The organism is Mesorhizobium subarcticum, from assembly GCF_055456085.1.
Genome location: NZ_JBVBEG010000003.1, coordinates 24,717 through 37,562 on the forward strand (window position 1 = coordinate 24,717; position 12,846 = coordinate 37,562).

The following is a 12,846-nucleotide window of genomic DNA, read 5'->3' on the forward strand; positions in this document are numbered from 1 at the left end:
CATCGGCAAGCCCGGTCTGACGCTCGTGCCGTTCGCAGAGGATGCTTTCATCCAGTTTTCCCGACTGGGTTACGCGATAGCCGTCCTCGAGACCCCCCATGATGATGGTCCGCCTTGGGCGCTTTGAGTCGTGGAAAAGCGCCCGAGGCAGGACGTGAGAGCGTACAGTCGGCCGTTCGGCGCAGATTACACAGATGGGAGAAATTTCATTCATCTGGCTCGCTGACATTCTTGACCTGAGCAGCGGCAACACTAGCAAAGGAGTGTGCCGAGACGCTTGCTTAGACGGTTCGAGAAGCAGGCCTCCACACTGTCATTTGCAACTGCTGGCGCTCAGAGCTTAACGATGCAATCGCGAATAGGCTGACCCTGGACGTGGCGAAGCCGACTCCGCTGATCTCTCTAATTCTCAAGACGCATCATTATTCGATCAATTAAAGACTTGGCTGCAACGCGATTTGCAGAGCATTCATATACAAGATCGAAAAATTTCTGGTAAATCGCCCGCTGCTCCGGCGGGAGGCGCATTAGAGGAGTTTCGATCGGGGAAACGTCATCCATTAATTCGCCAAGTCGAACACGAATTCTCTCTATCACGGCGGCTCGCATATGAGCTTCGTCTTTCAGTACGTCCATCCTTGCTACCTTGGATAGATGCAGCAGTGTTTGGTCTGTCACGAGCGCGAGGCGTTCCCGCTCCACACTGCTGACACCGCCTTGGTTGATAACCGACAGTGTGTCCTCGGCTGATTGAGCCTGCAGCTCGAATTCCCGCGCCCATTTTCTGCGTACCGAACTTGTCCGACAGCGCCGAGCGATGTCCCGCGCGGTTGGCGTCAGGTGATTCAATAGATTGTTGTAGTGCGCGTTCTGTTCGAAGTGATCGCGCCGGCCATTAGGGACGACCTTCCTGTCGAGCACGTGTACTTCGCCTACAGACCAAACGTTGAACCGTGGTTCTGGAAACAGATCCTCAAGAAGGGTGTGGTCGCCGACCTGGACGTTGCCCGCGCGAAGCCGAAGACCTTTCACGAGCGTCCCGGTCGGCACCGCCCCTTCGTACTCATGATGCAGGACCCAGCCGACCGCCGCGGCGTCGCCATCGATGCCGGGGATCTCGATAAAGGTCACGTCATCGAACGTGATATCCGCCTTATTGTCCAACACAAACCGGTCGCGGTGCGGACGATAGAGCGGCTCTTCGGCGGCGTCGATTCGAATGTCGAGCACACCTAGATCGAGATGATGCGAAAGTGCCTCGGTCATTTGCCCGCCGAAACGGAAATCTGGTGAGAACGGCAGGGGAGCGACCTGGCTCAGATAGTCGCCAATCGCCGTCGGGCTCATCAAGCGATCGTTCCGCAGCCGGACAATGCCCCTCATTTCAACTTCGAAAAATCGCTCCGGTGCGTCGGAGATTTCGACGCGTTGCAGCGTGGTCACTTGGCGGATCAGCTCCGCGATACCTGTATCCTCTTCCAATGCGCGTAGAGCTACCTTTAGTTGGCGGCAATCCCAACGCAGTTCGGAAATTTTGGCCTCACCCGGAACGCGCGAACGGAAGATCAGCTCCTGCGCGTATGCGAGCCCTGCGAGCCGGCCTACGCCGCGAAATCCACGGGCCGGTGTCCCACGCTTGGCACTGCCACCAAGTGCGGTCAACTTGCGACCGAATTCCTGGAAAGGAACGCCGCAGCCGTTGTCTCGAATTCGGACCGTCCGGCTACCAGGCTCGACCGAAATCTCGACGCGGCCAAGCTCGCTGGCAGCGAGCTGGCCATCCGCGCGAGCCGCATCGACCGCGTCAGCTGCGTTCTGAATGTATTCGCGGTACACGGTCATAGGGTCGACGTACATCGCGCTCGAGACGAGCTCGAGAACATCCTTGCCGATCACGATTTCCGGCAACTCGTGGCGTTCGGCCGTCCCGCGACTTGTTGACGCCGCCCGGGCGAGCTTGATTGCAGCCGTCGCGTTCATGCGGCGATCCCTTCATGCGTATTCGATTTGCAGACCGGCGAGGGCTCCGGTTCTTCATGGTCAAGGCCTGCGTCCTCGACCCGTTCATCCTCCGCCAGACCTGTTTCGGCAGTTGGCTCGCCCCGGGTAAGCTCCTTCTGCTTCGCCCAAATTGCAAACAGTTCGTCTTTAGGCACTGGCACGTAGAAGCGAAGAACCCGCTTCAGTGCCGCCGTTGTGGCCAGCTCCGCCAGCCCCGCAAACTGTCGAGGATCGCACGACGACAGTAACTCCAGCAGCTCGCGCCGTTCATAGCCATCGAGCCTGTTGAACTCCGCCCGGTACGCAGCGAGCCGCTCCTCGGGATCGAAACGTTCATACCAATCGCGATTGAAGATGAAGTCGTGCGGGAGAGCCAGGATACGCTCGTACTCCTCGAACGTGTTGCCGAAGGCCCGCTTAAAAAAGGTGGGTTCGCCGCTGACGATGCCGTGGGTCGCCTGCAGGATGAGCTGCATCGAGCGGAGCTGGTAACGGGTCCACTTGCTGCCGATGTGACCACGGTCGGGCCGGTCGGTCGGCTGGAAGCGCATTGGAAACGACCAGATGCGCACGCCTAACTCCTCGTTGAGAGTCACGTTGAGCCGCATCCGCTCAAACAAGTCCGCAGGGTTGTCATGGAAGTTATAGAGCATGTAGTTCGAGAGCTCGGTGAGGCCGTATTCGGCGGCGTACCGCACCGCCTGTTCGTACGGCTTCCTCACACCGAGATGGTCAAACGCGATCCTCAGCGGCTTGAGGCAGATGGTCGCCAGTTCGCGCAGGTACATGGGATCCTTGCAGAGGATCCGGGCATCAACACCCTGATTAAAGTCGACCCGGCGCTGGACAGGCACCCGCATCCCTTCGCGCTGGAGCTTGGCGCCTGGCGTGAACCCGAGATCGCGGATTTCGGCGATGATCTCCTTGAAGCGCGGGCTTGCGACGACATTGTTGTCCATAAGGGTCAGGTCCTTCTTCGGACCGTAGAGCGCGTCGATGGCCTTGATGAGCGCCGTCAGTGACTCCGTGTCCCGCTGCGCGCCCTCGAGTTTTGGCACTCCGCAGAAGTGACATTTTCGAATACAGCCGCGGGAGGTGTACGCGAAGTAGGCATCACGAACCGGATACTTGTAGTCGATCTGATCGAGGATGCCGTAGTCGGGGACCAGATCCTCGATCGGGCGGCCACCGGTGTCCTCGGCGTAAAGCTCCTCTGAGAACTCATCCAACTGGAGCGCAACAGCCGGCGGATCCGAAAGCAGCCCTTTGATGAAGCGTATGCCCTGCCAGCGTCTCTCCTCAATGAAGCGCTCGTGCATCAATGAGGCGGCAATCCCGCCGACGAAAACTTTGTCGGCTTGACCGTTGGCGACCTCCAGCGCGAAATCGATCGTCTGCGCAATCTTCGGGTACTCGAAAGAGAAAAGCGTCGTGATGTAAATTCGGTCCCACGCCTGGTTCAGAACTGAGCGATCTTCCCCTTTGATGAATCGGACGCGATCTCGTTTCCCTCGCGGTCCATGATATTGGGCAATTTTCATAAGGCCGAGCGGTGGATACTTGTTCTTGTAGCCGGGCTCGATCAGCAGAATATTCTTGTTAGCCATTGACCACCTTATAACGAGCGCGCTTCCGAACTTCGCGAATGAATTCTACCGCCTGCTTGACGCCGCCTTGGCCGCCGAAGCCCTTGAGGGGGCCGGAGGTGGACCAATCGATCGTTCCGGCGAAATCAGAAAGTGCGGTGATGAACGCCCGCTTGTCACATGATCGTCCAGCGTCGCGGCATTCGTTGACAATATCCGCCGCGATGCGAAAAAGCGCATAGACCCCCACACCCTTTGTCAGCATATGCTTGCGTGGATTGGCCCACTCCTGCGGGAGCACCACGCCAACCGCACGCCAGAAATCCAGCACGATACGCAGCGCTTCCTCGACCGAGCCCTTCGAAGACAGTTTGGTCGCCTTCAGGAACGCGTGGATGGCTTGCTGCATCATTCGCAGCGAAACGATCCTTTTCAGTCCGGAGGTCGTCTTGCCGCCAAGGTTCAGGCGCCGATGCCACGGCGAGTCTTCTTGGTTGTTCAGCTTGAATGCAATGAAAAGCTCGGGACGTTCGAGGGCCAGATCCTCGGCAAGTTGTGCTTCGTGGTAGTCGAGCAGACTGGTGCTCAGTCCCTTGGCTTTGCTGTTGATGATGCTGAAGACCTCCATTTCCTCGCGCTCGGAAAGCTCGATAAAGCACATGAATGGGAGGGGAATCGGCAGGTCGCCCAGGTGACCGAGGCGGTGCTGGCAGTCGACCTGTGCCATGATCTTCTGGGCGCCGGCCGAGATCTCCAGGCGAATTCGACCGTCCGGAAGCTCTTCGATCCGCCATTCGTCATTTAAGGCCGGCCGCAGGTTCAGCGTCAGCGGGATCGTCGAACTTTCGGGTTCCTTGATGTAGCGCCGAAAGTCCTGGCTGTGACGGTCGTTGAAAGGACGTTGATACCCGCGACGGCTATCCTCATCGAGGATGTCGGCAAAGCTCAAGCGATAAAGAACGTCTGCCGGCGCGAAGCCGAGCAACACAGGCCTATGCGCCGATTGGCCTTTCAGGCAGTCGATAACAATAGCGGTTGTCACTGTTCGAATCCGACGACAAAATTGCAGTTCCAGACTGCACATTCTGCAGTCTGGAACTGCAGGTCAAGGCGGAATTTTGTCTGCACGGCAACTTTTGCGGGCAATCCAACAAGCCGTCTTGCTATTCCCCCTAAAAGTTCGCTCGCGCTCAGTGCGGAGCAATGTTTTTGGGTCGAGGGTAAGGCACGGATTCTATCAGAGAAAAGGTTCGGCGCGATGCTGCACGATTGCGACAATACGATCCCGAATAAGATCTCCGTTGGGAGCCGCCTCCAGAGGTATAGCAACATGGGGAGCCGAGTCGAAGGTCCGTCGAGCGCAGTTTGCCATCAGTTGCGCGGCACGGGAAACCGGCAGTTCGATCGTCCGCGCAAGCGCGAGAAAATCATCGGGGGTCAAACGGTCGTCCTTGCCATTGAGCTTTAACGCCATCCGGTCGTGTTGGAGGCCCGGGAAAAGCCGGGTGGTTACCGCATCGTAGACGGGGGCGAACCGGACTTGCGTGAAGCCATCGGCGCCGTCTTCGCCAATTTTGAGCAGTGCCAAGTTCTTCAGATGCATGTCGCCATCAGCGATTAGCCAGGCGAAGACAGCACGTTGGAACAGGATTTCTATGTCGGCAACGGGATCGGTGGACAAGGGGCGCAGGCCGCGCGCCATTCGCTCCACGGTGCCATCGTATTTGCGGGCCGCCGGGAGCTCGAGGATCGAGCAGAAATCCTCAAGTGCAAGTCGATGGATGTCGTTGTGGGTACGGCGAATGTCGAACCGTTCGATCAGTAGGGCAGGTGGCATCTGGTCGGGCATGCGCACGAGGACCGCCTCCGGAACATCGAACGCGGCCTCGCGCGCCAGCATCAGGCAGATCCATTCCACGATGGGCAGGTCGTCGAAACCGCTCGTCCCGGCAGGCTTCAGGATATGGGTGAAAGGCTCGGTGATTGCTGGAACCAGATCACCGTCCTGCCTGAGGCACATCGGCGCCTTGATCTGGACGCCGGACAGCCGCGGTGTGTTTGCGTCCGCGAACAGGCGCGCAAGGTTATCCTGGAAGGTATCCTCGAGGGAACGTCGGGTCGGCCCTTTGTATTGGCCAGTGAAGAGTCCGCCAGCCTGGAAGTGAGCAAGACGCCCTTGCAGAACATCCTGCGGGACAGTTGCCAAGTCGACGGAACCGTCGACGATCGTTATGTTGGACATGTAGCGACGGCTCGTCCTGAGAGTTTCCCGTTCGTCGCGATCATCGAGAACGTGTGCTAGCCAGCCTTCCGGAAGCAGCGATTCGATAAAAGGGGGTAGGCTGCCTGGGCGTGTCGGGCGGATCAATGGCGGCTGTCGACCCTCGGCCGCCGTCCAGCGCCATTCCACACCATCATGGATCAGTCGGCCGACAGGTTCCCCGTGCCAAGCTACGACGAGATCAATTTGCGCCCTGTTGACGGGTGCCTGGACCGGTCGAGCCGCGTTGAGAAAGGCTTCTGCGGCTTCGGCCTCGCGAGTCCATCTGTTGGCGCGCGCCAGAGCCCAAATGGCATCGGCCGCAGAGCTTGCATTCCCATACTCTTCGATCAACCGGTCAGCCATGCTTCGGCGCATAGCAGGGTCGATTGCACTTGTATGTTCGCTTCGTAAACGGAAAGCTTCCAGAAAACGCTGGCCGGGTGATGAGGCCGTGATATGGAACTCGCCCATGTCGTCGCCAACGATGACCGGTACCGTCGAGGGGTTGTCAGGCGCCTGGTTCTGTATGATTTCGAGGCCCCGGATTCGGCTTCGCTGGTTACGACGCCCACTTAGGAAGAGGCGGCCGTCCACTGTAGGCGCGAGCTGGAATGCACTCGGACCCGACAAAAAGGCGTGGGGATAAAGGTAGGCAGCGATGCGGACGGCATGGTCCATCACCGTCTTGTTTACGTCGTCGTTGGCGTCCACATAGACGCCGCGCAGCAAGCTCACGAGCGAGCCGGCCTGCGCGGCCATATAGGCTCGGTGCCTGTCGAGATTTTCACCGACGAGATGGAGCGGCATGACTTTCCCGTTTTTCAGATGCGCGAAAGTTATACCGCATTCGCCCGCCTGTCAGCGAGAATGTTCCCGAAAAGCCGTCAAAGGCCTATAATCGCGCAAAATCTCATTTCCTGATGGGATAGTTTGCGAATATTCGCGATTTGTGTCATCAAAGAGTGGAAAAGAGAAAGATCATGGTCCACTCCATCCCAGCCGACGTGCTCAAATATGTTAGAGACGCTAGTGGCATGAGTCAGGCGACTCTCGCACGCGCGATGAACACTGTTCCCAGCGTGCTCTCCAAATTGGAGAAGGCAGATGAGGTCGAGCCGGAAATTGCTGAACGCTATTTGGCCGCATTCGGTACCCAGACCGCGACCGAAGTGAGCGAACACTACGCGCGAAACTGGCTGCGCGCAAAGCCACCATCCTTCCTGCATCCCGACCGAGAGGCGCTTTGGACGATCGATAGGGCCGCCCGAGACCTCCTTGCCTTCCAGGAACAAATGACGGACCCGATTCTGCGCGGACCGATCGATCTGCTTCGGAATGAACTTCAGATAACGGAAGCCTATCTGGACCGTCGTGACCACATTATGGCCTGGGTAGGGGATATCGGCGTCGGAAAAACCATGGCGCTCACCTATGCAGTTGGACTCCTGGTTGGCGATGGCCGCAGCGGACGCCGGCCTGCGTTCCCGGTGGGGCCTGGACGTACCACGGTCTGCGAAACGGCCATACGCGTCGCACCTACATTTGGTGTTCTTGTCGATACCGTTACGGAGGAGGAAGTCGTTAGACTGACGAAACAATTGGTCGCCAGTCTCGTGCCTGGGGCGAGTGGCGGCGGGCTGTCAGCCGAACTAGGCCGTCTGATCCGCAATATGGCTGGCATGAGGCCGGTCAGTCACATGGAAAATGATGAGCCGATTACCAAGGACCCAATCGTTGACCTTCTGAAAGAGGGCCTTGGCATCGACGAGGTTACCGATCGAATTGTGGGCGGAATGAGTCTGGCCGCTCGAAAGGAACGCCAGATGATTCTTCCGGAGGGGCGAGAGGATGGCCTGCTTTGGGTGTCAAATCTGGTATCGGCGATCAATAGTGGTGCGGAACCGCGCTTCAGTATCCCTCGACGCATCACCGTCCTGATGCCTTCGAACAATCTTAGTGCTGATGGTCAGACCCTATCCGTCATCGATACTCGCGGCGTGGAAGGCGTAACCCAGCGTCCTGATATCACCACGTACGCAGAGGACTCCCGGACTCTCCTAGTACTCTGCACCAAATTTGCAGATGCCCCGAATACGACCGTCCAACGTCATCTTCAGGAATCGCAGGACGCGGCATCCGACGCGGCTGAGCGCTATCGGCAATGCATCCTTGTATTGCCGCGCGGCGACGAAGCCCTTGAAATGCCCGGCCTTGATGGTCCTGTTATCTCCCGTCAGCAGGGCTACGGCCTTCGGCGCAAGGAGATTGAACAGGCTCTGGCCAATGTGGGCCTACCACCGACACCGGTTTACTTCTTCGATGCAAAAAACGACGACGCCGGCAAGATCTGGACGGCTCTTCGCGGTCAAATCGCTCGCATGCGGGCTGCCTATGCCGCTCGCGGCGTGAATGCGGCAGACGGCGTTCGAAACTTGATCGAGAATGTCGATGTCGTTCGCACGAGCGAAGCACGTCGGGAAATCGAGCAGGATCTGGCGCGCGTCCTGCACGCGGTCGGCGACCTTCCAGAAACAGTACGCCCCGCCTACCAGAACCTCATCGACCAGCTTGCGGTGGGGCATCACAGTTCAATTGCCGCCTCGATCTATCGGCGAGGCGATTGGGAGAATTTCCAGGTTGATCACATCTTGGGTACGGGGGTCCGGGTCGATGCCAATTTGCGTTCGCAAGCTCTCGTGCAACGTATCGAGCACAAGCTGATGGATCTCGAAAGCAAGTATGAGGATCTTGAAGCGATCGGCCAGAATCTGAGGGCACTTCGGGCGCGGCTAAGTGAGAGCCGACAGGAGTTTCTGGCGGCGGCGCGCACCATCGGCCGCGACGCCTATGGTGAACTGTTGTCGGACGCGGATATCTGGACACAGACGGCGGAACGTTACGGCCAAGGGGCCGGGTACAAACGCGACATCACGGCCGCGTGGCGCAATTGGTTCGAAACAACCGAGGGCGTGCGCCAGACGGCATCAAAGGTTAGCGAGCGCCTTCAAGATGCCTGGAGCGTCTGGGTACTCGAACCCCTCATGCGCGCAACGAGAGTTCAGCCTGACAGCGAGCTTGGCGGAGCCTAACTGCCCAACTCTATGCTGACAGCCAAATGCGAATATTGGTAAAACGCGTGACTGTTAGCCGGCGCTGTCACTTGAAGAACCATCGAAGAGCAGCTGTTTGCGGCCGTCGACGGGCTCTCCCCCAAGGATGTGGCGTTTCACAAGTTCATGCACACGTCTCACATATTCGACCTTGTCCTTCGACAGCGGGCCTTTTTCTGCATGGTGCGTGACGGTGCGCGCCTTGTTGACTTTGCCGATCCACCGGACAAGCGTCGCCTTGGCGCCTTTGCCGTAGAAATTGTAGCGATCCTTGAAAAGCTCCCAATTGCTGTCATGCCCGACTTGAACAGTTGGAGGTGAACGGATGGCGAACGCTGTCCGTTAAGCTATTGACTTCACTCGCCTCGAGTTTTCGGCGCGAAAATGTGTGGTAACAACGTTTGATCTGCTAGCTGCATGTTGTATGGATTTTATGGCATTTATTCGCTAACAACGCTGGCATGTTTGTCGTTGAGAGAGTCGCGCGCGGCCACCGCTATCTTTACCTCGTGGAAAGTGTCCGCGACGGCAAAACCGTTCGCCAGCGCACGATAAAGGCGCTGGGCCGCAAGGATGCGCTGGTTGCCAGCGGCGAACTTGACAGATTGGCGGCCTCGATTGCGCGCCATGGCGAGCGCAGCCTCATCCTGTCCGACATTGACGCGGGGCGAATTGCCTCTCGCCGCATCGGCGGTCCGCTGTTGTTCGGGCGGCTGTGGGAGCGGCTCGGGATCGGCGATGTGCTGGAAGAGGTGCTGGAAGGGCGCCAGTTCGGCTTTGCGGTGGAACGGGCGGTGTTCATTGGCACGTTGCATCGGCTGTTCGTCTCGGGCTCGGACCGCGACTGCGCGAACTGGATGGCCGATTATGGTATCGAGGGCGCCGAGGGTCTGGCGCTCCATCACTTTTACCGGGCCATGGCGTGGCTGGGCGAGGAACTCGGCGAAAAGGCGCAAGGCGCGCTGGTGGCGCGCTGCGTGAAAGACGCGATCGAGGAAAAGCTCTTCGCGCGCCGGCAGGACCTGTTCACCGACCTCAGCCTTGTATTCATGGACACCACCTCGTTGTCCTTCCATGGCGCGGGCGGCGAGACGCTGGGCAAGCGCGGGCATTCCAAGGACTTCCGCCCCGATCTGGCGCAAATGATCCTGGCGCTGGTCGTTGATGCCGAGGGCCGGCCGATCTGCACCGAGATGGTGCCCGGCAACACCGCTGACGTGACCGTCCTGTTGCCGGTGGTCGATCGGCTGCGAACGCGCTTCGGCGTCACACGCGCCTGCGTTGTCGCCGATCGCGGCATGATCAGCGCCGATACCATCGCCGCGCTCGAAAAGCTGGGCATGGAATACATTCTGGGGGCCCGCGAACGCTCGAGCAGCGTGATCCACAACGTCGTGCTCAATGACGCGGCACCGATGGTTCCGCTCGTTCTCGAGCGCCAGCGCGGTGAAACTCAGTTGTGGGTCAAAGAGGTCAAGGTCGGTAAAGACCGCTACATTGTCAGCCGCAATGACGCCGAGGCCGAGAAGGACAAGGCCGACCGCCAGGCGATCATCGCCGGCCTCGAGGCACAGCTCAAGAAGGGCGACAAGGCACTGGTCGGCAACTCGGCCTACCGGCGTTACCTCAAGGCCAGCGGCAAGAACTTCAAGATCGATGTCGGCAAGCTTGCCGAGGAAGCCCGGTACGACGGCATCACCGTGGTGCGGACCAACGCGAAGGTGACCCCGCTCCAGGCCGTGCTGCGGTATCGCGATTTGCTCGAGGTCGAGAGCCTGTTCCGCGCCGCCAAGGCAACCTTCAATACCCGGCCGATCTTCCACCAATCCGATGCCGCCATCCGCGGGCATGTGTTCTGCTCGTTCCTGGGGCTCGTACTCAGCAAGGAACTGTACCGCCTCTGCCGGGCCAAAGGCCTGACGCCCGAATGGCAGCCGCTTCTACGCGATCTCGACCGCCTCCAGGAAGCCACCATCGAAAAGGATGGTCGCATCGTCACCACCAGAACCCACGTTACGGGCCAAGTAGGCAACGTCTTCAAGGCAGCTGGCATCGCTCTGCCACACAACCTCGACGAACAACTCGCCTGAGATCATCCCCAAAATGTAGTGGTAACACGCGCCGGCGCGCGCCTAACGTGCTGATATAATAACATATTCTTACAGGCGGTGTTTAAGTGGGGTCATGAAGCACAATGCCGAGATAGTCGATCAGGTACAGATAGCGCCAACGCTCGTGCTCGCCATTGTCGTTGTTATAGTTCTTGTCGGCTTCAATCCGGATCGCCTTTGGCACGCCAGATAGCCACCAGGCATCTTTCTCCTCGCCAAACTTGGCCTTCAGCGTGGTCAGGACATCGTCAAAGAGAATCTGGTTGATCTCATCGATCATGATGCGAGCTTGTCGGGTCCCCTCGGCATCCTGGTTCTCAAGGTAGCGTTTGACCTCGGGGAGATCGAACGAGGGATCAGCGGTATGGATGATTGCCATCATCTGCAGGGCATTTTGATCGACACTAGCAAGCGAACTGCCGCGGTTGCGAAAGCGGGCGACGTCGGAAGGCGATGCATCATGGAAATAGGCGACTACGTGCTGCGCGAGCGGCCTAATGAGTTCGACGATGTCATCAGCTTCAAGCGACACCACGCGCGTACCGTCGCGTTCGCTGAAGACGGTGAGCTTGCGGAGCAGAACTAGTAATGCCCGCAGACCCAAGTTAGTGCAGAGATAGCCGCCCTTGGCATCGCCCAGTGCCCAGTGTTCCGGCAGGCCACCCGCAAAAATGGCGAAATAGCCTGACAACGTGGAAGTCGCCTTTTTCATCATGGCCGCCGAGTCGTCGGACAACGTACCCAGCGGGCCGGGGATCAGCCTGAAACTACCTTTCTTGCCACCCGACTTGTGAACCGATCCGAGGAGACTGTTGCCCTCGATTCCATCGGCGAGAGAGGTGAGGGTCAGACACTGGAAATTGTCCTTCTGTTGACCGACTGTGAGTATGCGGTCACGGACCGGAGACAGCTTTTCCTCGTCCAGCTTCAGCACGATGCGCGCGCACATCGCGTCCAGCCGCTTGCGCGGGTCCTCGTCGTCGATGTTGAGCGACGAGATGATTTCATTCACCAGATTGCGCTGAACCTTGACCTGCTGCGTATTGATGTCGACGAACATCTCTATTTCCTGCCGGACCGGCAGGTTCTGGTAAGCCAGAACGGAGACGACGGACCGGTCCTCATCGGCATCGCGCCCTGCGTACGCGTAGCCATAGAGCCGATGCTGCCCATCGATTATCCATGCGGACCCGTATTGGCCGGGAAGATCGAGAGTGCCAGTCGCGGTATCTCCCAACGTTTCCTGGCTGTTGAAATTCAGGCCATCGAGCTTAACATTGACGACGATGTTGGTTGGGAACGTGCCGCCGCGATCGAGATAGGCGCCGATTGATCGGAGCCGTGTAGGCTTCACCATGCGCTGGTACGTCTCAAGGTCTTCGTTGGATGTAGCGCCCATATGACTGATGTAGGCGATGCGCAACAGGTCGTGGGGCGACATCAGGAAGCTGTAGAAGGTCGTGTTACCGACTTTGCCACGGTTCGCCGGGACGCGCGTACGCAGACCCTCAACTTTTTCACCCTTGAGATAACGGCCGAGAAACTGGTATCGCGCCGCCGATTTCAGAATACTGGTGAGCTTAAAAAAATACGCGACGTCGGCCTCTGTGATAATCGGCACGCCTGCTGCCGCGGCACGTTGCCGGTCGGCAGTGCGGATGTCGACGTTTCGTGTTGCGATCGCGATTTTGACTTTCAGCTTTGGATCCCGGCCAAACGTCGAATGCACCGCGGTGACGACGTCTTCTCTGATCGCCCCAATCTTGTCGAGCAAC

General features: G+C 58.6%; 7 protein-coding genes. 2 read left to right on the top strand and 5 right to left on the bottom strand.

Translation table 11 applies throughout. The features are described from left to right. Positions 1–402 precede the first annotated feature (402 nt). The 4 genes from ACZYHG_RS36565 to ACZYHG_RS36580 form a co-directional block, all read right to left on the bottom strand. Positions 403–1,980 carry an ATP-binding protein gene (locus ACZYHG_RS36565; RefSeq protein ID WP_464615475.1) on the bottom strand — a complete coding sequence of 526 codons (1,578 nt, stop codon included), beginning with the start codon at positions 1,978–1,980 and terminating at the stop codon, positions 403–405. Next, on the bottom strand, positions 1,977–3,608 hold the full coding sequence (locus ACZYHG_RS36570) for a radical SAM protein (RefSeq protein ID WP_464615476.1): 1,632 nt from the start codon (positions 3,606–3,608) through the stop codon (positions 1,977–1,979). The genes ACZYHG_RS36565 and ACZYHG_RS36570 overlap by 4 nt, the downstream gene beginning before the upstream one ends. Beyond that, a complete protein-coding gene (locus ACZYHG_RS36575; protein WP_464615477.1) occupies positions 3,601–4,629 on the bottom strand; it encodes a DGQHR domain-containing protein in 1,029 nt (342 codons plus the stop codon). Before ACZYHG_RS36575 ends, ACZYHG_RS36570 begins: the two co-directional genes overlap by 8 nt. 195 nt (positions 4,630–4,824) lie before the next feature. After that, positions 4,825–6,657, bottom strand: coding sequence for a type II toxin-antitoxin system HipA family toxin (locus tag ACZYHG_RS36580; RefSeq protein WP_464615478.1), 1,833 nt, complete (start codon positions 6,655–6,657; stop codon positions 4,825–4,827). Between the two features lie 173 nt (positions 6,658–6,830). Here ACZYHG_RS36580 and ACZYHG_RS36585 point away from each other — a divergent pair, with 173 nt between their 5' ends. Continuing rightward, on the top strand, positions 6,831–8,939 hold the full coding sequence (locus ACZYHG_RS36585; RefSeq protein WP_464615479.1) for a helix-turn-helix domain-containing protein: 2,109 nt from the start codon (positions 6,831–6,833) through the stop codon (positions 8,937–8,939). Positions 8,940–9,421: 482 nt separating this feature from the next. Continuing rightward, a complete protein-coding gene (locus tag ACZYHG_RS36590) occupies positions 9,422–11,050 on the top strand; it encodes an IS1634 family transposase (RefSeq protein WP_464615422.1) in 1,629 nt (542 codons plus the stop codon). An 82-nt stretch (positions 11,051–11,132) separates the two neighbouring features. Here ACZYHG_RS36590 and ACZYHG_RS36595 read toward each other — a convergent pair whose 3' ends face one another. After that, on the bottom strand, positions 11,133–12,845 hold the full coding sequence (locus ACZYHG_RS36595; protein ID WP_464615480.1) for a DGQHR domain-containing protein: 1,713 nt from the start codon (positions 12,843–12,845) through the stop codon (positions 11,133–11,135). Position 12,846 lies beyond the last annotated feature (1 nt).